The sequence below is a fragment of the Thiothrix nivea DSM 5205 genome, assembly GCF_000260135.1.
In the GTDB taxonomy this organism is placed as follows: domain Bacteria; phylum Pseudomonadota; class Gammaproteobacteria; order Thiotrichales; family Thiotrichaceae; genus Thiothrix; species Thiothrix nivea.
The window spans coordinates 3,938,011-3,959,034 of sequence record NZ_JH651384.1 but is presented as its reverse complement, the minus strand read 5'-3'; the positions used below and the strand labels follow the sequence as shown (position 1 = coordinate 3,959,034).

Annotated in this window: 24 protein-coding genes; 8 read left to right on the top strand and 16 right to left on the bottom strand. The window is 54.9% G+C overall.

The window, feature by feature from the left end; genetic code table 11:
* From THINI_RS19700 to THINI_RS19675, 7 genes are all read right to left on the bottom strand, one after another.
* A complete protein-coding gene (locus THINI_RS19700) occupies positions 1-591 on the bottom strand; it encodes a Maf family protein (protein ID WP_002710278.1) in 591 nt (196 codons plus the stop codon).
* A complete protein-coding gene (gene rlmH, locus THINI_RS19695; RefSeq protein ID WP_002710277.1) occupies positions 592-1,065 on the bottom strand; it encodes a 23S rRNA (pseudouridine(1915)-N(3))-methyltransferase RlmH in 474 nt (157 codons plus the stop codon).
* A complete protein-coding gene (rsfS, locus tag THINI_RS19690) occupies positions 1,066-1,422 on the bottom strand; it encodes a ribosome silencing factor (protein ID WP_002710276.1) in 357 nt (118 codons plus the stop codon).
* The gene (gene nadD, locus THINI_RS19685; RefSeq protein ID WP_002710275.1) at positions 1,422-2,045 is read right to left on the bottom strand and encodes a nicotinate-nucleotide adenylyltransferase; all 624 of its coding nucleotides are present in this window, start codon (positions 2,043-2,045) and stop codon (positions 1,422-1,424) included. Before nadD ends, rsfS begins: the two co-directional genes overlap by 1 nt.
* Positions 2,046-2,238: 193 nt before the next feature.
* Positions 2,239-2,373, bottom strand: coding sequence for a hypothetical protein (locus THINI_RS27045; RefSeq protein WP_002710274.1), 135 nt, complete (start codon positions 2,371-2,373; stop codon positions 2,239-2,241).
* 18 nt (positions 2,374-2,391) lie between these two features.
* Complete coding sequence (locus THINI_RS19680; RefSeq protein WP_002710273.1) at positions 2,392-3,279, bottom strand: CPBP family intramembrane glutamic endopeptidase; 888 nt, start codon at positions 3,277-3,279, stop codon at positions 2,392-2,394.
* A gap of 149 nt (positions 3,280-3,428) precedes the next feature.
* Positions 3,429-3,743: an ArsR/SmtB family transcription factor gene (locus THINI_RS19675; RefSeq protein WP_002710272.1), complete on the bottom strand. Its 315-nt coding sequence runs from the start codon at positions 3,741-3,743 to the stop codon at positions 3,429-3,431.
* A gap of 129 nt (positions 3,744-3,872) precedes the next feature.
* Between THINI_RS19675 and oppB the strand changes: the two genes are divergently transcribed.
* From oppB to THINI_RS19650, 5 genes are all read left to right on the top strand, one after another.
* A complete protein-coding gene (gene oppB / locus THINI_RS19670) occupies positions 3,873-4,793 on the top strand; it encodes an oligopeptide ABC transporter permease OppB (RefSeq protein WP_002710271.1) in 921 nt (306 codons plus the stop codon).
* On the top strand, positions 4,786-5,634 hold the full coding sequence (locus THINI_RS19665; protein WP_002710270.1) for an ABC transporter permease subunit: 849 nt from the start codon (positions 4,786-4,788) through the stop codon (positions 5,632-5,634). Before oppB ends, THINI_RS19665 begins: the two co-directional genes overlap by 8 nt.
* Before the next feature lie 58 nt (positions 5,635-5,692).
* Positions 5,693-5,944, top strand: coding sequence for a CopG family ribbon-helix-helix protein (locus THINI_RS19660; RefSeq protein WP_002710269.1), 252 nt, complete (start codon positions 5,693-5,695; stop codon positions 5,942-5,944).
* Positions 5,944-6,228, top strand: a complete 285-nt coding sequence (locus tag THINI_RS19655; RefSeq protein WP_002710268.1) for a type II toxin-antitoxin system RelE/ParE family toxin — start codon at positions 5,944-5,946, stop codon at positions 6,226-6,228. Before THINI_RS19660 ends, THINI_RS19655 begins: the two co-directional genes overlap by 1 nt.
* A gap of 82 nt (positions 6,229-6,310) precedes the next feature.
* Entirely contained in the window at positions 6,311-7,627 is a 1,317-nt protein-coding gene (locus tag THINI_RS19650; protein WP_002710267.1) for a hypothetical protein, read from the top strand.
* A 55-nt stretch (positions 7,628-7,682) separates the two neighbouring features.
* On the opposite strand, the gene THINI_RS23805 is transcribed toward THINI_RS19650, so the two are convergent.
* The 5 genes from THINI_RS23805 to THINI_RS19625 form a co-directional block, all read right to left on the bottom strand.
* Positions 7,683-9,455: a transglycosylase SLT domain-containing protein gene (locus THINI_RS23805; protein WP_002710266.1), complete on the bottom strand. Its 1,773-nt coding sequence runs from the start codon at positions 9,453-9,455 to the stop codon at positions 7,683-7,685.
* 318 nt (positions 9,456-9,773) lie between these two features.
* Entirely contained in the window at positions 9,774-10,412 is a 639-nt protein-coding gene (locus tag THINI_RS19640; protein WP_002710265.1) for an ABC-type transport auxiliary lipoprotein family protein, read from the bottom strand.
* Positions 10,409-11,344, bottom strand: coding sequence for an MlaD family protein (locus THINI_RS19635; RefSeq protein WP_002710264.1), 936 nt, complete (start codon positions 11,342-11,344; stop codon positions 10,409-10,411). The genes THINI_RS19640 and THINI_RS19635 overlap by 4 nt, the downstream gene beginning before the upstream one ends.
* Positions 11,344-12,102, bottom strand: coding sequence for an ABC transporter ATP-binding protein (locus THINI_RS19630; protein WP_002710263.1), 759 nt, complete (start codon positions 12,100-12,102; stop codon positions 11,344-11,346). The genes THINI_RS19635 and THINI_RS19630 overlap by 1 nt, the downstream gene beginning before the upstream one ends.
* Before the next feature lie 2 nt (positions 12,103-12,104).
* A complete protein-coding gene (locus tag THINI_RS19625; protein ID WP_002710262.1) occupies positions 12,105-13,226 on the bottom strand; it encodes an MlaE family ABC transporter permease in 1,122 nt (373 codons plus the stop codon).
* Positions 13,227-13,492: 266 nt separating this feature from the next.
* Between THINI_RS19625 and THINI_RS25395 the strand changes: the two genes are divergently transcribed.
* The 3 genes from THINI_RS25395 (at position 13,493) to THINI_RS19615 (ending at position 14,741) form a co-directional block, all read left to right on the top strand.
* Positions 13,493-13,903, top strand: a complete 411-nt coding sequence (locus tag THINI_RS25395) for a hypothetical protein (RefSeq protein WP_002710261.1) — start codon at positions 13,493-13,495, stop codon at positions 13,901-13,903.
* A 95-nt stretch (positions 13,904-13,998) separates the two neighbouring features.
* Positions 13,999-14,325, top strand: a complete 327-nt coding sequence (locus THINI_RS19620) for a hypothetical protein (RefSeq protein WP_002710260.1) — start codon at positions 13,999-14,001, stop codon at positions 14,323-14,325.
* Between the two features lie 98 nt (positions 14,326-14,423).
* Complete coding sequence (locus tag THINI_RS19615) at positions 14,424-14,741, top strand: hypothetical protein (RefSeq protein ID WP_154724464.1); 318 nt, start codon at positions 14,424-14,426, stop codon at positions 14,739-14,741.
* A gap of 16 nt (positions 14,742-14,757) precedes the next feature.
* Here THINI_RS19615 and THINI_RS19610 read toward each other — a convergent pair whose 3' ends face one another.
* From THINI_RS19610 to THINI_RS19595, 4 genes are all read right to left on the bottom strand, one after another.
* Positions 14,758-15,408, bottom strand: a complete 651-nt coding sequence (locus THINI_RS19610; RefSeq protein WP_169314647.1) for an ABC-type transport auxiliary lipoprotein family protein — start codon at positions 15,406-15,408, stop codon at positions 14,758-14,760.
* Between the two features lie 128 nt (positions 15,409-15,536).
* Positions 15,537-18,854: an ImpA family metalloprotease gene (locus THINI_RS19605; protein WP_002710257.1), complete on the bottom strand. Its 3,318-nt coding sequence runs from the start codon at positions 18,852-18,854 to the stop codon at positions 15,537-15,539.
* 120 nt (positions 18,855-18,974) lie between these two features.
* Entirely contained in the window at positions 18,975-20,015 is a 1,041-nt protein-coding gene (locus tag THINI_RS19600; RefSeq protein ID WP_002710256.1) for an IS5 family transposase, read from the bottom strand.
* 30 nt (positions 20,016-20,045) lie between these two features.
* A complete protein-coding gene (locus tag THINI_RS19595) occupies positions 20,046-21,008 on the bottom strand; it encodes a hypothetical protein (protein ID WP_002710255.1) in 963 nt (320 codons plus the stop codon).
* Between the last annotated feature and the right edge of the window lie 16 nt (positions 21,009-21,024).

Sequence of the window (21,024 nt, the reverse complement as noted above, 5' to 3'; positions counted from 1 at the left end):
CTAGAATATTATTATACCTGCCGCTTGCAGCAGTTGCGCCGTTTCAAACAGGGGCAACCCCATGACGCCTGAATACGAGCCTTCCAGTTGTTCGATGAATACGGCTCCGTACCCCTGGATAGCGTAAGCGCCAGCTTTATCCTGCGGTTCCCCTGTTTGCCAGTATGCCAGAATTTCCGCATCGGTTAATGCACGGAACTTCACCACGCTGCGGTTTACAATGACTTGCGTCCCGCCTGCGCCAGTCAGGGCAACCGCTGTGAGGATTTCATGCCGTTGGCCGGACATTTTACGCAACATCCGCCGGGCGTCCTCGAAATCGGCTGGTTTGACCAGCAATTCGCCGTCCAGGATGCCGAGGGTGTCGGAACCTAGTACCGGCAAAGAGGGCGTATGCGATACGCCCCTACTTATCCACACAGCTTCGGCCTTTTCTTTCGCCAGACGCTTGACCAAGGCTTCGGCGGATTCGCCGGGTAGTGGCGTTTCCTCAATGTCCGCCGTTTGTACCAGAAAATTCAGGCCGATTTGCGCCAGTAATTCGCGGCGACGAGGCGAAGCGGATGCCAGCACCAGCTGCGGCTGTTTCATTTAGTCCCCGCGATGGTAAGGATGGTTCGTCAGGATGCTCCAGGCGCGGAACAATTGTTCAGCCACCACAATACGCACCAGCGGATGCGGGAAGGTCAGCGGCGACAACGACCAACTTTGTTCGGCGCGTTGCAAACAGGCGGGCGACAAGCCTTCTGGGCCGCCGACCAGCAGACTGACATCACGACCCGACATCATCCAACTATCGAGCTGCTGGGCAAGCTGTTCGGTTGACCACGCTTTGCCTTTCACATCCAGCGTAATCACCAAACTGCCCTCCGGAATAGCGGCCAGCAACTTTTCACCTTCGTTCTGGCGTATGCGTTGCAGGTCACTGTTTTTGGTGCGCTTCTCAGCAGCAATTTCGCGGATCAGCAACTGGCATTGCGGCGGCATCCGGTTGGCGTATTCCTCTGTACCCGTATTCACCCACCCCGGCATTTTGGTACCAACGGCCAGCAGGTGAATCCGCACTCAGGCGGCTCCGGCACGTACTTGCGGGATCGCTTCGCCCGCTTCCCACAGTTTTTCGAGGTTGTAGAAATCACGGGTGGTTTGCAGCATAACGTGCAGAATAATGTCGTTCAGGTCAACCAGCACCCATTCGCCATCACGTTCGCCTTCCACGCCAAGGGGTTGGTTACCGGCTTCCTTGGCTGCCAGCTCAACGCTTTGGGCGAGGGATTTGACATGGCGGGTGGAGTTGCCAGTGGCAATGATGAGCATATCAGTGATGGAAGATTTACCGCGCACATCGATACACTTGATATCAGTGCCTTTCATATCTTCCAATTTTTCAATGACTAATTGCTGAAGTTTTTCAAATTCCATTAAGTTTCACAATACAGTTGATGTGTTTGAATATAGCCGAGAACTGTGTCCGGCAACAAATATCGGGGGTTTTTTCCTGCTTTCAAGCGTGTACGCAAGTCGGTGGCGGAAATATCCAGCGCGGTCACCGCCAGCGAATAAATGTTTCCTGCCGGGGTGGTGTGCAAATCGTCCGGGTTTGTACCCAGGAATGGGGTGTGCCAGCCCTCGGGGGGCAGACTATACCCCGGACGGTGGACGACGACCAGATGCGCGAGTTGTAAAATTTCCTGCCAGCGATGCCAACTTTGGAAATGCTGGAAGGCGTCGAAGCCGAGGGTGAACAGGAGCGGGCGTTTGCCGCCAACTTCGGCGCGGATGGAGGTGAGGGTGTCGAAGCTGTAGGAATAGCCGTCGCGGCGCAGTTCGCGGTCGTCGGCTTGCAGGCAGGGTTCGCTGGCGATGGCGGCTTGCAGCATGGTCAACCGCTGTTCAGGGGTAGCGACCGGCTGTGGGCGGTGCGGCGGAACCTTGCCGGGGATCAGGCGCATGTCGGGGATGCCGAAATGTTCCGCGACTTCCAGCGCGGTGCGCAGGTGGCCGAAGTGGATAGGGTCGAAGGTGCCGCCGAGGATACCGATCATGGGGAAGAACCCTCACCCCCCGCTCCCCTCTCCCGCTGAGCGGGCGAGGGGGAGAGGTAATTGTCGGGGGTTAGATTCATTCATTACCTAAAAGTGAAGCCATCAACCAGATCGGTTTCGGCGTCGGGATGCAGTTCAACTTTCACGAAGTAGCCGGGCGTTGTTTTCCTGAGTCCTTTCGTATGAAACAAGCTTACTCTAAAGCATTGCGATCATGCAAAAATGGGGACAACCCCTCCAGTTGCGCCAACAGTGCTTTGGGCAGCTTTTGCCGCGCCACGTATTCCAGTGCGCAGCCGTTGAGGACATAACACGACAATTTGCTCATCTCTTGCCATTCCAACCACTAAACCTTACGCCAAACAAACACAATCCAGTAGAACGCTGACGCCACCACCACGAAACTGACCAGGCTAGCCAGCGGGTCAATCGCGTTGGCGGTAAAAATGGAGGGTGCAGGCAAAGCCGAATTCTCATAATTCATCACCAGCACTGCAAACAGGTTGTTGGCTGCATGCACGCCAATCGCCAGCTCCAGCGAATTGCTTTTGATGGTGATGACCGCCAGGAACAACGCCAGCAGGAAATACAGCACTGGCACCAGATAGACATCTTCCACCATTTCCGGGTTGGTCAGGTGCGCTGCCATGAACAGTAATGAGGAACCCAGCACCGGCACGGCCTTGCTACGGGTGAGCAAACCCATGCCCTGCATCAGATAGCCCCGGAACAGCAACTCCTCCGCCGCTGCCTGCAAGGGCGTCACTACCAGTGCCACTGGCAGGAACAGCAGAAACTGGCGCGCATCAAAACTCACTGCATATTCGCCCGGCTTAAACAGCGCCTCAATCAACGTGGCGGAGGCAATCAGCAGCAAGAACACGCCAAACCCCAGCAGCAGGCGCCGCCAGTCAACCTGCTCCAGCGGCGTCACCACTGTGCGCAGGTAACGTTTGTGGATGAAACGCACAGCCAGAAACAGCCCCAACAACATCCCCAAAATGGTGAAATTGATGGCCAGATAGGGCCAGATACTGTCGACCCCTTCAAACTTTAGTGGGTCAAGCTCAACATTGGTGGTTGGGTCATTATCCCCCATCAGCACGATAACCAGCGCCCCCAGTGGCAACGCACCAATGACCTGCCAGAAAAATACAATCAGGATAATACTGACCAGATAACGCCACCAATCATTTTTGCCAACTCCAGCAAGGGTCAAATACTGCGTGCTCATTATTTTTCCTTCATTATGTAAGTCGCTTCACACAAGTGTAGCCTAATATTCTGAATTGCGTATGTACAATCAGGCAACCATAATCAGGATGAATAGCCGGGGAAAACCGACCTGCTTACAGGCAACGGCAAAGAACCGTTTGATGGTTTTTATTTTAAAGGGGAACAAGCATCCAGGAGGGCAACATGGGAATCAGACAACCGGTAATAAACACGATTGGAAACCTTGCTTGACAATAAAAGTCCTTTATCACGCATGATCGCCAGATGCTGGGAAACATTGCTCTGGGTCGTGCCGACATGATCGACAATTTCCTGTACAGTCATGTCAGTATTTTTCAGCAGGCACATGATTTTCAGCCGCAGCGGGTGGGAAGCCGCCTTGAGGGAACGGCATACAGCTTCAATGCTGTCTTCTTCCACCGGCACACCGTCCAATGTGATGCGATAATCTTGCTCTTGCATTTTTTCACCTGTATCCAGGTCGTTTATAAAATAGGCGGCTAGCGGGTCTAATGAGGTAAATTAGCATATTAGAATAAACTTATTCTAAAGGTTTTCCATCAGATTGTCACCTTAATCCGGAAATTTGTTGTGTTGCATTATCTTTTCAAACGCTTGGCTGGCGCATTGCCTACCCTGCTGGTGATCGTCACGCTGGCTTTTTTCCTTGTCCGGCTGGCGCCCGGCGGGCCGTTTGACCGTGAGCGCCCGGTTCCGCCAGAAATCCAGGCCAATCTGGATCGCGCCTACCACTTGGATCAGCCATTGCCGGTGCAATACGGCTATTACTTGCTGAACATAGCGCGGGGGGATTTCGGCCCCTCCTTCAAATACAAGGATCACAGCGTCAGCGAGTTGATTGCGGAAGGCTTTCCCGTGTCGATGCAACTGGGGCTATCCGCCATGCTGCTGGCGCTGCTGGTTGGTATCCCCGCCGGGATGCTGGCAGCACTGAAGCAGAACCAGCCGCTGGATCATGCAGTAATGGCACTGGCGATGACCGGCATCACCATCCCCAATTTCGTGATGGCACCATTGCTGGCGCTGGTGTTTGGGGTATTCCTGCACTGGCTGCCGGTAGCGGGTTGGAATCAGGGCTGGAAATCAGCGGTGCTGCCGGTGATTGCACTGGCATTGCCACAGATTGCCTACGCGGCGCGGATGATGCGTGCCAGTATGCTGGAAACCTTGGGCAGCCCGCACATCCGCACCGCGTTCGCCAAGGGTTTGCCGTTGGGGCTGATCCTGCGGCGGCATGTGCTGAAAGGAGCACTACTGCCGGTGATCTCCTGGCTAGGGCCGGCGACGGCGGCGATCATTACCGGCTCGGTGGTGATCGAGCAGATATTCGGGATTCCGGGTATCGGGCGGCATTTCGTGCAAGGGGCACTGAACCGGGATTACACGCTGGTGATGGGCGTGGTGGTGTTTTACGGGGCGCTGATCATTGCGATGAATCTACTGGTGGATGTGACTTACGGGCTGGTTGATCCGAGGGTGCGGTATGAGTAATTCGCTATGGGGAAAAGCATGGCGGCGGTTGTTGCGTAACCGGATGGCAGTGGGCAGTGCGCTGGTGTTGCTGGCTATTGGTTTGCTGTGTTTGTTGGGGCCGCTGTTCAGCTCGCACCCTTACGATGAAATTTATTGGGACAATATGGGTACGCCGCCAGACTGGGCGAATGGTTTCTGGTTTGGGACGGATGCGAATGGGCGCGACCTGTTCACGCGCACGCTGATTGGGGGAAGGATTTCCCTGATGGTGGGTCTGGCGGCGACCAGCGTGAGCCTACTGATTGGGGTATTGTACGGCGCGGCGGCAGGCTACCTGGGCGGGCGCACCGATGCGCTGATGATGCGCTTTGTGGATGTGTTGTACGCCCTTCCCTTCATGTTTTTCGTCATCCTGCTGATGGTGTATTTCGGGCGCAGTATTTTCCTGATCTTCGTGGCAATTGGTGCGGTGGAATGGCTGACGATGGCACGGATTGTGCGGGGTCAGGCATTGTCGCTGAAAGGGCGCACGTTCGTGGAAGCAGCGCGGGTCAGCGGGGTCAGCCATTTCGGCATCATCCGCCGTCATATCGTGCCGAATACACTGGGATCGGTGATCGTGTACGCGACGCTGACGGTGCCGCAGGTGATTTTGTTCGAGTCGTTCCTAAGTTTCTTGGGGCTGGGGGTGCAGGAGCCGCTGACCAGTTGGGGCGTGCTGATTGCCGAAGGTGCGCAACAAATGGAAACCGCGCCGTGGATGCTGCTGTTCCCGGCGGGGTTTCTGGCGGTGACGCTGTTTTGCCTGAATTTCCTGGGGGATGGGTTGCGGGATGCGCTGGATCCGAAAAATATTTGAGTGGCGTTTATAAACATTGTAACATGGCGTTATACATTGTTTGAGGCGGAGGCGTGTTATGTCGAAAGAATCCATCGGGTTCCGCATTGAAACCGAGAAACGCAGTGCGCTGGACCAACTGGCGCAAACCATGCAGCTTGACCGTTCCACCCTGATCAATGAGGCCATCGACGCTTATCTGGAACTGCACTACTGGCAGGTGGAGCTGATCCGCAAGCGGCTGGCGGCAGCAGATGCCGGGGAGGAAGGCGTCGCCCACGAGGAAGTATTTTCCAATCTGCGCAAACGGCTGCAAGGGCAATTGAACTGATGCTGATTGTCTGGCAACAAGGGGCAATCCGCGATCTGGATGCCGTGTTTGAATTCATTGGCATGGAAAACCCACCTGCCGCCTTGACCGTGTGTGAGCTGCTCGAGAAACGGGTCGGGCAACTGGCAGAACATCCTTTCCTGGGCAGACCGGGGCGGGTGGAAGCTACCCGTGAACTGGTGGTGGCGGGTACGCCGTTTATTGTGGTGTACCGGATCAAGAGTAACCAAGTGGATATTTTGGCGGTTTTGCATACGGCGCGGCGTTGGCCGGAGGCGTTTTGATAGCTACCCCCAACGCAATGGCGCAAATGTTGCTGTACACTTACACTACTAATTCAGCCAATCCTCCCACAACGGGTACAGCATGAGCGTCGTAGACGAAAAATCCATATTTATTGCCATGAAGCAGGATGGGCCTTTTGCCGTCCGCGACCAGATTTCCTTTGAGCATCCATTTTGCCGTCAGAACCGGCAGTGGGCAGAAATCTTCCGGCACGACAGACAGATGGCGACCAAATACCGTGCGGTGCGTGACCAGTTGTTCGACCTGTTGCAAATCGGGAGTTTTGACGAAATCCCTGCGCTGATCCGCTACCCCGACCTGCGCGGGCAGCGCACCGAGCGCGCTTACCGGCTGCTTGGCAACCTGTTCGGCATCAGTGGCGGGCTGTCGGAAATCCGCAGCAAAATTCACGAATACATGAATACCGCCGACGCGGTCATCGGCCATCTCAAAGGCAAAGTGCTCGCCCCTTACAGCTCACACATCGAAATCAGCAACGAAATTGAAACTACCCAAAACCCGGTCGACCTGCTATTGACAGTGTTCGACAACCGTTACCACCAGAAACTGCGTTTCGAGGCCAAGCGCAAGCTGGTGCTGATGGGACTGGCTGGCTCCATCGACCAGCGTGAACACGAAACCGATATCGAGAGCAAGTTTTCCGCCTTCCTCAACTTCCTCAACCAGTATGTGTGGAGCCCGCAACTCAGGATTGGCGAGCTGGAAATGGCCTGTTTGCACAGCCACCACGACGCCGACGATTTCAGTTGCACCCAGGTGGACGTGACCAGCCTGGAGGAAGCGCACTACCTGCACGAATTTGCTGAAAACGAGAAGCTGACCCTGGTCAAACGCCGTCTGTTCCAAGACAACGGCCAGGAAATCCCGGTGTATGTCACAGTGCGAAAAAAGGATTCGGCAGCGAAAGTATTGAAACTGCTGCGCAAGAATGAAAAAAATCCCGCCGTAGCGGTGGATGATGAGCTGGGGCTAATGGCAGTGCTGGACAACCCCAGCCATGTGAAACGTTTTGTGCGCCACCTGACACGTGCTGCCGTGCGTGCCGGGTCTTTCATGATTCTGGAAGATATTTCCGACACGCTGGCAGGCAACCGCTACCAGGCTACTTCAATCGGCAGCAGCAGCAATACCCAGATGCTGAAATTCTTTGCGCGTATGGGTGGGATGCGGGTGGAATTCATCATCCACACCAACCGCACTTACCTCAATTACCGCTATCAGCGTGGCGCTTCGCATGACGAATATGAGGTTCGTCGCCTGTTTGACTCCGGCGTGACCGAGTTCCTGTTCCCCTACGACATTTATCAGCTGGATATGCAACAAGTGCGCACCCGGCAGTTACAACGTTTCAGACAGAACATTGAGCGGCAACGCTAGGCGGGCGGGCAAGAGTCACTCTCGCCACGCTGAACCAAGCCGGATCAGTGCCGGATCAGTTTCTGGCGCACTCCGCGACCTTCAGACGACTCCCTGCATTGGGCTGGGCATCAGGTGGCAGATTGCTGAGGCGGGCAATACCGATGGGGCTAAGCCCCAGTCTGGCTGCAATGCTTGCGAGGGTTTCACCCCCCTGGGCGTGGTAGAAAAATGCCTGGTAGCGGCCACTGCCCTGTGGCCGGGTATGTGCAGCCAGGGCTTGTGGCAGTGTCCTGCAATCTGCTAACCCGGCGGGTTCAGGCGCAGGGGCAACCTTGGTCGCTGGCAGCTCTGTTACCGCAGCGGGCGCTATCGTCACAGAGCTAACACTTTTTACCCGCACAATACCTTGGTCAATAGCGGAAATCAGGCGCACGTCAGGCCGGAAACCGGCATGTTGCAGCGTGCCAACCGCACTCTCACCACGTAGGCTGGCCAGTTTCAATTCTGGCGTTGCCTCCCCGAAAATTTGCGTTGGCGCACTCACAGCAGCCACTGTCACTGGTTGGGGAGGCTGCTCCTGTAAACGGGTGGAATCCTGTACGGTTATTGGGGTTGGCGGATTTGGCTGCGGCAGGGTTGCCGCTGCGGTACTGTCTGTCTCTGCCTCCGGCTCTACAACCGCCAGCACTTCACCCCGCAGGCCAGCCTGATAGTCTTTTTCCTCCTGCTCCCAGTCAGCCAGCAACAGGCGGGCGCGCTCAACGGATTTCTTACCTTTTTCCAGCTTGGTCAGGTTGGTCAGGACTTTCCGGATATACCCCCGGGTTTCTGTAAAGGAAACCGTGATGGGAGCGCCCTTTTCTATTCTCCCTGGCCCGGCATTGTAGGCTGCGACCGCATGGGAGATGCTGCCGTTATAGCTTCTGAGCAGAGACGCCAGATAACGGGCACCGGCATTGACGTTTTCTTCAGGGTCGAAAATGTCGAACACCCCAAGATCTTCCGCCGTTGCCGGCATCAATTGCATCAGGCCGGATGCCCCCTTGTAAGACACCACCATTTCCCGGTAGCAGCTTTCCGCCGCAATCACGGATTTCAGCAAGGCAGGGTTGATCCCATGGCGTTTGGCCGCTTTCTGGATAATGCCGTCGTAAGGGACGGCCAAGGCTTCGATAGTTTTACCGCTGACACCCTCACAGCTGCGCAACTCTTTTCCGCGCGGGTAATGCACTTTGGCGCTACGTGCCTTCAACCAAGCCGCCTCGGCTTTTTGCTCAGCGGACAACGGTAATGCCTGTAAAGCAGCATGATACGCCGGATCAGAGGACTCCCACTCCCGCAACAAGGCGTGCGCCTGCCGGTTGGCCTTTTTGTTGTAGTAGCCGAGCTTCTGCAAACCATCCAGCATACTGCCAACAGGTTTGCTCACATCCTTGAAAGGGGTTATGACGGTTTCATGTCCCCACTCCCAGCCCTCATCAGCAGCGTAAGCGGTGAACACTTGAGCCACGCTGCCTTCATAGCGCTTCATCAGGTAGGCAATGTAGCGTGCACCAGCATCAATATTTTCCGCCGGGTCAAAAATGGCGGTCGCACCAAACCGTTTGGCGGTAGCAGGCATCAGCTGCATCAAGCCTGACTGGCCATTGGCGGCCACCCGGTCAGGGTCGGGACAATCTGTCACCATCATAACGGATTTGATCAGCGCAGGATTGATGTCATAGCGTTTGGCTGCCTGGCGGATTTCCTGTTGAAAAGGGTCTGCCTGCTTCTGATTACTGGCGCTAACCGTTGCATCACAAGCTTTTGCCCCAGCCGCATAAGCACTGGAACAAACCCCACCCATCAAAATTGCCAAACAGACAAGATGTTTATTGATCTGAAGCATAAAAATACCCAAAGTGACACGAACCCAACCATTTATCCGGAGAATATTGCTGGTTATAGCCCTGGCATCTTTATAGGCAAGCAACCACACAATAGCGAATATTCTATTTTTATCAGAATGATCAGAATAATTAATTAAAACAACAACTACCCGCAGGCAACCCGCCTGGTCAGCGTCGCTGTGCGTTTAGCAAGAGTCTGAATGAAAATTGTGGGAGGGGCTTTGGGATATGAATGTAGCGGTTGTGGCTATCTGACAAACGGTTTGACGCTGTTTTCAACGGTGGTTATCGGCGGATAAGGGGAAATGCTTTCTCAAATCAGCCATCAAGCTGACAAGCATTTCCTCCAGCGCCTGATTCATGACCCCGACGATTTTGCTGGTGCTTACCGGAATATTGTCTTTGCGGATGTCGTAACGCTGCTGCCCTAGCACACGCTGGTCTTGCACCCGCACCAGGATGGCTTCCATCCCCAGCACCACTGCCGCGCTACCCTTACCCTGCGGTGGGTATTCGGCCTGGAATGCGGAAACCCGCAACAACAGTTTGTAATGTTTACCGGCCCCCAACATCTGGCTAGAAACCGACTGGAATGCCCCGCTTCTGGATAACGCATCCAGCATGACAGCGTGCAGGTAGCCGGAAAGCTCATCCGGCCAGCGACTGTTGGCGATGAAATCCTGCTGGAGCTGCTCCTTGACCAAAGTAATGCGGGTTGTATCCAACGCGGGGGAAACCTCCACACCGGGCAGATAGAGGTTCACATCCAGCCGTGGCGAAACGGTGCTGACTTGTGGGGCTAGCCGATACACCTGGTCAGCGGGCAAGTCGCTTTTCAGGGGGGAGGAACAGGCTACTGATAACGATAGCAGGATAATGGAAAGTGAAAAGGGTAAAATACGCTGCATCTTCATCGTGGCAACTCCGTCCCCTGCGGCGCAGGTTGGTAAATGAGCTGTGAAGGGTTCTGTTCCAGCTTGTCGCCCAACTGGCGAATGGCAGCCGCCGTTTTGCGTGATTCATTGAGCAGCTGTTTGAGGTTTTCGCCGCCTTCACCCAACAGTTCGTTGACCCTGCCTTCATTGTTAACTACCAGCCGGTCGACATGCCTGAAAAGCATATCGAGGCGTTGTGAAGTGGCGCGAATGGAGGCCAGGGTTTGCTGCAATTCCTGCATATTGGTATCCAGACCTGCCTCCGAACGGCTGGCAATGACACCTAACTGCTGCATCAGCGTCTGCAACTTAACGGTGGTTTCATCCAGACCGCTGATCAAAGCCGGTAGATCAGCCGAGGCCGCATCCAGATTTTTCAGCAAACCAGCGAAATGTTGCCGGTTTTCAGCATTCAACACATCGTTAGCGTCGTGGATCAGTACTGACAGTTCCGTTTCCAGCCCAGGGAGTTTTTCTACCAAGGCATCCATAGGCGTAGGCTTGACAGGGATGATGGGAACCTCATCCTTGGCAGGTTCCGGCAAAGGTTCAGGCCTGATGCCATCCGCCTGCGATAACCCCAGAAATGGCACACCCGTCAGCCCCACCAGCCGTAACGTGGCAACTGTCGCCTTATTGACGGGGGTATCCTGCTCCACGACTAGGGTTACGTTGACGATGGAAGGGTCATCAGCCAACAAACTGACTTGCGTCACCTCCCCTTTCTTGATACCCATGTAGCGCACTTCACTGCCTTCTTCCAGCCCCTCTACCGGCATGTCAAAATGCACCGCGTATGTTTTCGTGGCGACATAGGGCTTGTTATAGAACAGCCCCGCAAACAATGCACCCGCGATAGCTGTCAGGATGACGAATAAGCCGACCACGAAATAATGGGTGTCACGTTCCATCAACTCCCCCTTAACAAGGCTTGCGCGCGGCCACCACCAAAATAGGACTGGATCACCGGATGCGGGTTTGCCAGCAGTTCGCGCAGCCCGCCCACGATGATTTTCTTGTCCGCCAGCATGGCGATGCGGTCACAGGTCGAGAATAAACTATCCAGGTCATGCGTGACCATGACAACGGTCAGACCCAGGTTACGGTGCAAGGCCGCGATCAGCTGGTCGAACTCTTCCGCCGACACCGGGTCTAGGCCAGAGGTTGGCTCATCCAGAAACAGTACCACCGGGTCGAGCGCCAATGCCCTGGCCAAAGCCACGCGCTTGACCATGCCACCGGACAGTTGCGCCGGGTATTTATCAGCCACATCACGTTCCAAACCCACCATTTCCAGACGCACGTACATCAATTCCCGGCATTCCTCTGCCCTCAGGCTGGAAAACTCACGCAGAGGGAACTGGATATTGTCAGCCACCGTCAGGGATGAAAACAGCGCCCCCTTCTGGAACATGACGCCCCAGCGGCGTTTCAGGCAGGCAAACTCGGCATCCGGCATGGCGGTGAGTTCCTTGCCGCTGAAATGGATTTCTCCGCTGGTTGGCGCGTTCAGCCCCAGGATGGTGCGCAACAACACCGATTTGCCGGAACCAGACCCACCCACAATGCCCAGCACTTCGCCGCGAAAAATATCCAGTTCCAACCCGTCATGGATACGCTGCTTGCCAAACTGGTTGACCAAGTTGCGGATACTGATGAGCACATCCATGGCTAAAACCCCAACCGGTAGAACAACACGGAAAACAGCGCATCCAGCAGCAACACCAGAAAAATGGCATCGACCACCGCTTGCGTCGTGTGCTTGCCCAGGCTTTCGGAGGAGCCACTGACCCGCATCCCCTGCCAGCAACCGATCAGCGCGATGACCACGGCGAAAAACGGTGCCTTTATCACCCCGGCGGCAAAAGTCTGGAATTCGATATTGGTCGCCACCCGGGTGTAGAACTGCGTGAAGGAAATATCCAGAATAACGGAAGAAATCAACGCCGCCGCCGCCAGCGCAACAATATCAGCCAGAACAGTCAGTAACGGCAAGGCAATGACCAGCGCAACCAAGCGGGGAACCACTAGGATCAGGAACGGGTCACTGCCCATCACCCGCAGCGCATCCACCTCCTGATTGGTTTTCATCAGGCCGATTTCCGCCGCGAAAGCACTGCCGGAACGCCCCGCCACCATGATCGCCGTCAGCAACACGCCCAGTTCGCGCAGCACGGAAATCACTACCATATCCACCGTATAAATTTCCGCCCCCAGATCGCGTAACTGGCCACCCCCCTGATAGGTCATGACGATACTGATCAGGCAGGCAATCAAAGCCACAATGGGCATGGCACTGACACCCGTGACAAAGATATGGTGCAATACGGGACGGAACCGGAACACACGCGGGGCAAACAAGCTGGCCAGCAATGCTTCCAGGCTATGGCCGAAAAACGTGATGCCGGAACGCCACAGCCCCGCCAAATGCAGACCCCTCTGCCCCAGCAGGCGCACCGGCCTGGCAACAATAGACAGTGCGCGTTGACGGATACCGGGCAATGGTTCCCTGCCTGCCGCTGCCTGGGCGAAATAATCCAGATATTCCTGGGGAAAATCTTCCAGCAACACGTCTTTGCCCTGCGCACGCCAGACATTGGCCTGCTGGTAGACCAGCCATGCAGCCGTCACATCTACGCGCCCGGCATCCCTGGCCTCAACAACGATGCTGGCAGCGCCTGGGTTAATAGCGGCCAGTTGCGCATGGATAGCCTCCAACTGGTCAAACACCCAATCACCCCGTAGCCCGAGATACAGGGTATCTTCCTGCTGCTGCTGTTCCAGTTTGATCATCTGCCACCCATAACAAAGTCGACACGCCTATTTTGCCCTGTCTTGACCGCAGGTCAAAGCCGTTGAATTACAGGCGGTATAGAAGTCAGCCAATCAATCGCCCAAAACTATCGCCTTACGATTAATCAGCCAAAAGACGAATAAATTCTATTCAAATAGAATTATTTTTGTCCAGTATATAGAAAAAATTTACCGTCCCGTTCTATAGTTAATACACGATGCAGTGAAAAACCCCTTCCCGTCAATTTCTCAAGGAGAATAAGGCTATGAACTATAAAGCCTCGTTGAGTGTGCTTGGTATGACTACTTTATTAACACTTGGATTCACCCATTCTGTTTTCGCCAAAGATTGTAATCCATGTGCCGCACCACTGCCCCCGCCAAAACCCGTGGTAAAAAACGATTGTAATCCATGCGCTGTTCCGCCTCCCCCACCAAAACCGGTAACCAATACTTGCGCTACGTGCGTCACTTATCACCCGGTAAAATCCGGCCAATTCCATGAGCGTCTTGTTCCCAAAGATGCTGACGGAAAACCTTTGGCCTGCTTGGATATTTCCGGTTCATCCGTAAAAGTCGGGGTCGACTGGACAACTTCATCCAATGACGTATTTACGTGGGGAACCCATACCACGAAATACAATTCAGCTACAGTCGCTGAAGAACGTTACCAATAACAAACCGGAATCCATCAGCAAACCTGAACCCCGACCTTTTGGGGTACAGGTTCCTGTATCAGAATTGAATATCCGAACAGAGCAAGGATCTACCCATGACCATGTTGAAAGAAGCCTTTATCATTGCCATTCCCGTGTTATTGCCAGGAATAGCCACCACTGCCCATGCGGACTACTACCCCTGCCAAGAAAACTGCCCGGCGAGCAGCGTCACCTACAAGGTTGATACGTATGAGGACAACCAGCATTTTTGTGGGTATGACGTGGAAGCGAAACCCCAGGTCTGCGCCCAAACTCAGGTTGTTCAGGTGGACACCTCACGCATCACCCGTACCTCCGGCGATGGACGCCAGCAACTGAATGCGGAAACAAGCTCTGACCTGAAATACACCTCGAAAGTCTCTTTTGGTGATGGCACCTGACCGAAACAACACCATAAAACGTTAACTGGTTAATTGTTCGCAAAATACTGGCAATAAAACAAGTTTTCACTATTCACAAGCGAAGATGCATGTCAATCATGAATATGGAATCATATAAAACAGTAGGCGTTTACATGGTATTAGCAACCGCCCCCTTAACTGGGGGTGGTTGCCAAATGGTTAGCCAAAATACAGAACCAGCCTGTAAAGTTGCTACGCAGATCCCTCCTCCCTATATTGAAAGGGAAATCAAAATACATAGGCCAAGCAACGATTATTATGACTTAAATACTGTCATGCTGAAAAGCATGAAAATTGCAGAAGAAAAAGCCAATCAAAATGATACGTCTGCCCAGTACCACGCAGCAGAGTTACAGAAAATTGTTGAGCAATATTTCAGGCATAATACTGATTAACTACCAAATGACCAGGTTAAAACAGCACGGGCAAATCTTTTCCCATATCATTAGCCAGCGAAGTCAGGTTGTCCGCTAATGCCTGATTCAGGGCTACAACGATACTATCCGGGTGGGCATTAATATTATCTTTGCGAATATCATAACGGTATTGCCCAAGAATCCGCTGATTTTTTTCCCTTATCAACAAGGCCTCCATCTGCGCTACCACAGCAACTTTGGCCTGCGACTTGGGAAGGTATTCAGCATGAAAACCAGTTAAACGCAACAACAGCTTGTATCCGCCCTGGTTGCTGGTTGGCCGGTCAGAAACGGTCAGGAAAGCATTACTACGCGACAAGGCATCAATCACGGTCGAAGTGAAGTAGGTGGACAAACGGTCTGGCCAACGCCCGTTTGCCAGAAAATCCTGCTGATAGGCAGGCTTGAACAAGACGATGCGCTGGGAATCAATTGCCGGTGAAACCTGCGCCACCGGTATGAACAGGTGAGCAAGGGAGCGCCGTTGTAATGCGCCAAGCTGTGGTGCCAAACGATAGACTTTTTCCTGCGCCAGATAACCGTAACCGGCAGGCGTAACACAGGCACTCAACACAGCCAGCAAAGCCACGCCCACCAGCACATGCCAGAACAGTTTTACACCAGAACTACCTCTTTTGCTCCCCACAGCCATAATAATCTTTGCCCCAATATCCTATTAAATCATGCATTGTCTCTGATAATGACCATTATCCACAAACAAATGTTCAACACTTTTACCGGCCATCCACCACACCCTATTGCTCCCTGCGGGTGTCATGGCCAGACCTGCCCCCCATCTACCGGTAGGTTCACGCCATCAAAGCCCTCACCTTTGCAGTAACCCGCCGGGCTGCTGATGAAGAAACGGCGCGGCACTACCGGGTAGCCGAAACCGTGCACCTGCGCATCCGCCCTGGCACTGAAATCCTGTCCCCACATGCGGATAAAATCACGGTAGTCCAGCCCGGTTGCCCAAGAAGTACTGACCACCAGCCAATCATTGTTGCTGATGGCTTGCGCTTCGGCCAGCGTATAACCAGCGAAGCCCAGACTATCCCTTTTCGCCGCCCAGCTGGCTTCGCTGGATTTGGCCTTGTTGAACTCGCGTTCCAGGATGTGCAGCCGTGCCAGCAGATGCCAGCCATCCTGCAACGCTCCCTGATGCTGCGCTGCCATCATCATTTCGATGGTCATGCTGACCTTATGTGACCAGTTGGACGTTGCCCACAGATTGGTTTGCAGATACGCCATCGGGTCAGCCTGCCCCACGCTCGCCTGCAAGGTGTTGAACACACTCTCGAACGGCAGGCTCTGGCAAACCGGATCGTTGCCTGTATCCTTGTAATACTGCGTTTTGCTGTAGTAAGAATACGGGTTGGTGGTGGAATGCCCCTCCCAACCGGCAAAACGGAAACGGCCATTTTCCAGCCCGTGCCCCAGTTCATGGATGTCGCCGTGGCCGATGGCATCAAACGCCCAGTAAGCATCATACGGGTTGCCGGAACAGCCATACCCGCAGGTCGCCTGATCGGCGTTCATGTGCTTGACCATATCCAGCGTCTCGATAGTCAGCCCTTTGGCAGCGGCGAAATCGTGGATTTCCGGCACCACATCAATCCCCGGCCCCTGGAAACCAGCCAGTACGTGCGGGAAGTTGTGCAGGTGGCGCATGGTTTTCGCCGCCAGATTGGCTGCATCGCTCCAGTTGGTAACGGATTCGCGCATTTTGTTCAGGGTGGAATGCACCTCGAAACCCGGTGTCACCAGTTCCGCCCAGTCGTAATCGCCCGCCGCCAGTTTCGCGGTAAAGCTGGTGTCATCCGCACTGCTGCGCCAGTATGGATGCTCGCCCACATTTTCAAAGCGCAGTTGCACCGGCAGGTCATTGGCGCTGAAAGCCACCTGCACCGGCCCACCGTAAGGTGAGGTAAACGCGATGGTTTCGCCACTTTTCACTTCCATCCACGCACTTTGCAGGTATTTGGGGCGGCTGTAGCCGTAATCCGCCCATTGGTGGGTAGAACCGGAACGCTGTGTATTAACAAACACTTTCACCGTCAGGTCGCTGTTATCCAGACGGGTGACGCGCACTGTCTGCCCAGGCAGGGCGTATACACCGGCGGAGCGGAAATTGACCTTGCTTTCCAGATCAACCGTCTTGCTGACCGGCGTGATGTGACCGAAATCGCTGCGGCTGAAATTGCCCATGTCCGGCTGCACCGGGTTGATCAGGCGGTAGTTGTAGACAGCATGATCCGCAAAGTAGGCTTGCATGAGTTCGGTATCATCGGTAATCAGCTTGTCCATCGGGAAGTGAATACTCTGCCGGTAGCTGTCGCCCAGCAGGGCCAGCAGTTTTTGCAGGCGAAAACCTTTGTCAGCAAACAGGTTGGTTTTGCTGCTATCCAGCGCATTCATCATGGCGCGCACTGCATCTGCCCCCTGCTGGAATTCACTGTCCAGACCACTGACGGAGCCACAGTTGTCATCGTCACAGGCGCTCCAGTCAAACGCATAATCCCGTGCCTTGAAATGTTGCAACATGCTCTGAATACCGCTGATTTCAGCAGGCATGGCGTTCAACGATTTGCTGGTGTCGAAGGCGGAAAGCTTCAGCTTTTTCCAGTAATTGTCCCATTGATAAGTCACGTTTAACAGCGGGAACAGCGTCTTGCCCAGCTCCGTAATTCCACCATCCAGATGTAAGTACAGCACTGGAATCCCCTGCTGCATGGCCGCCTTGACTGTCGCGGCAATCGCCGCCGGGTCGCTGCCGGTATTCAGTTGCTGGGAAATGATCAGCAGGTCAGCCCCTGCATCCAGACAAACTGACAGCGCAGCATCGTCGCAGGTATCCGCCGCGTTGTAGCTGACCTGACCGGGGTAATGCGCATCCAGCCATTCACGCACGGCGCGTTCATCCGGGAACCAGTAGCTGTCATCCATGTGCGCAATGACCACATTGAACGGAGCCATTTTCAGGTCGGTGCGGCCACTCAGCCAGAACAGACTGTTTTCCAGAAACTGGTGCATCTGCGCGTTGAGAGAGGTGTTGTCCCAGCGGTAATTACGCATCGGGTTGCCACCCAACACCATGTAGCGGGAAGCAGCTTCGCCGATGATGCCGATTTCCTTTTCATACACGGTGTAGCCGCTGGCAGCAGCGTTGGTTTTCAGTACCGGCACATTCATGCCATAGGTGGAAAGCATCAGTGAGGCGTCGTGGGTCGGTTCCCAGTCGATGGCGGTGAGGCTGGAGCCATCTGCTTTGGCCGTGCCATCCGCATTCAGGTTGAACAATATTGCTTTGGCGTCCAGCAGCAAATCCTGATTATTGGTGATGGCCCTCAAGGACGCGTCCAGTAACTCGGTGCTGGTGACTTTGGCAATGGAACCACTGGCCAGCGCATCTTCCACCGCATCCAGCGCGGTAACGTTGACGGTCAGCGTCGTGGTGCTGGCATGGCTGCCGTCGCTGACCATGACATCGAAGGTGTGGGATGCGCCGGGCGTCAGGCTACCGTTCACGCTGATTTGCCCTTGCGCATCAATGGCGAACGGGACGCTGCCAACAATCTGGTAGGTCAGTTTGTCCAGTTGCCAATCAGTCGCTGTGATACCGGCAACCACGCTACCCATCGCGCTATCGTGCCGCAGCAGGTAGGTCGATTCATGCGGTGCAATGTAGGGGGCAGCCGGAGTATCGCCATACACTTCCACCTCGCGCATGTGCAGGCAGTTTTCACCTGCCGCCTTGATGATCAGGTAGCTGGCGGATTTGGGGGTGGGCAGCGCGATTTCCTGCGCGGCGGCTGTTCCGGCCAGCGTATAGACGCGATCACTTTCATTGAGCGTACCTGCGTAAGGCGCGTTTGTGAGATATACCCCGGCATCCTGGATACGGGAAACCCAGGTACTGCGGCCTGTCACCACGATGCGGGCCACACTGGTCGGGTCAGGCAGACGCAACTGCCACCAGTTGTCGGTCGAGTTGCATTGGGTGTGGTTGATGGTGGCAGCATCCCCATCGATCGCCAGCGAGGCGATGGAACTACCGTAGGGAACCTCTAAAAAGCCGGAGTAGCGCAGCACTTAGCTTTACCCTTCCGGTATTTTGTTAAAAAATAATCAAGCCAACCCATTTTTGGGGTGTATCAAGCCTACTTTATGCCTATTTTCCCGCCTTCTTGCGGATTCTGGGGGGATTTCCCCTCAAATGGGCGCAACTCCGCTTTCTTTGAGCGAACAAAGCCGCCGCAGGTTGTAAACAGCCGCCTTGATGCTTAGGCCAAATTCTGCTCGCGCCAACCCAATGCTGCGGATCCGTTTTCCGCCCATCGCCAACATCGCCCCAAACACATGCTCGACCCGTGCACGTGGTTTGGCGATACGGGTATTGCGGCGTTTCTGGCATTCGGATGGCGGCTTGCCACGTTTGGCTTTGTGCTGGATGTGCAACCGCCAACCGTTTTGCTGGAGGCGTTGTTCTCGCGCCCTGTCCTCATACCCCTTGTCCGCCCACACGTCACGGCTGGTGTTAGCGGGATCAAGTACGTCTTCAAAGTGGTTGGTGTCGTGTTCTTTGGCGGTGCTGACGTGGCGTTTGCGGATCAGTTTATATTTCCGGTCGGCACTGATGCTGAGCTTGTAACCGTGGTGGCTTTTGCCATGCTTCTTTGTCCAACTGGCTTCGGTGTCTTTCTGGCGGCGTTGCGCGTCCGTCCACTCCGGTGGTGTTTCACCCTGTACCAGCTTTTCTTTCTCCGCTTTGCGGAAATGTTGCCGGGGAGCCTCCACCAGCGTGGCGTCAACGATTTGCCCGCCACGGGCAATGAACCCGTGTTGCTGCAACTGACGCTGCACGGCATCAAATAAGGCATCAGCACCTCCTGCCGCGCTGATCCGTTCACGGAAGACCCACAGGGTGTTGGCATCCGGGATGCTGCTGGAATGCCGCAGACCGCAGAAGCGCTGGAAGGACAGCCGGTCAAGCAGTTGGTATTCCAGCGCTTCGTCCGACAGGTTATACAGATGCTGCAGTACCAACACCCGCACCATCAGTTCGGTCGGGTAGGGCGGACGGCCTCCCTGTTTTCGGTTGGGGCGCGGGGCAATCCGGTCGATTTCAGCAGCCAGATCGGAAAATTTGACGTGTTTTTCCAGCGTGGACAACAGGTCCCCCTTACGGTCGAGTTTCTGTTCCCGCTCTTCAGCGGCAAATAGACTGGTTTTGATGGCGCTTTTCTTACTCATCGTGATCGGGGCTGTTTGTCGGTCAAGTGGCTATTTTCGCATAGTCGGCGCGGGAACGGGGGTTTTTAGAGGTTCCCCGTAGTCAGCCCCTTGCGTGGCAGCACCAAACAAGCGGGCAATATTGAGGGTAGCCGTGTCAACCACAGGCGGGGTAATTACGGCAGTACTCTCATTCCCCGTCGCGACCACAAAGTTCAGGCTATAGCTGGCATTGGAGGGATGCAGGATCGGGTTGGATTTGAGCAAGGTAACGTCTGTACCCGGCCCGGCAAACAGGGTGACGCCATCCAGGTTCAAGTCGGCGTTGTAGTAACCATCCAGACGGTAATTGGCCAACTGGTTAAGATTGTCCGGTTCGGTCAGGACAAAGCCCAGCAAGGTGTTGACATCGGTATCCGGCCCACTGCCGATGATGCGGCCATTGGCATCGGCATCCCCCGCCCACAACAGGGCCTTGCCCTGCGTCTGGTAGCGGCTGATGTCATCCGCTACTGCCGTAGTGAAATCCACCATGGTTGCCGCCTGCCCCAAGGCTACTGACTGGGAGATGGCTGGCAAGTGGTTGCGGTGGCGGATGGCAATGCGGTAATCACCCGGATTGACACCGGCAAACGTCAACTTGCCCTCGCCACTGTGCGGGTCGGCCAGCCAGCCATCACGTTGCAGCATGGCCGCTACGCTGGCCAATAGCGTTTCATTGCCATTGGCGGGACGCAGTTCCACCAATACCCAGTCAACAACTGCCGTATCCCCTTCCCTTACCAGCAGATCTGGCGACGCGGTTTCCGCCCCGGTGTAATTGAATGGCTGGTAGTTGTAGGGTTGGGTGGATGGCAACAGGTTTTTACTGCGCAAGTCATCTCGCATCAGGCCGGTGGTGGCGTCGTATGCGCCTTGCAGCAACAGCCTGGCTTGCAGGGAAACATCCGCAAATGTGGGCTGGATACCCGCGATAAACAGTAAAACGGCGAACAGGAGACAGCTGGCTTTCATGGCGTAAATTATTGTT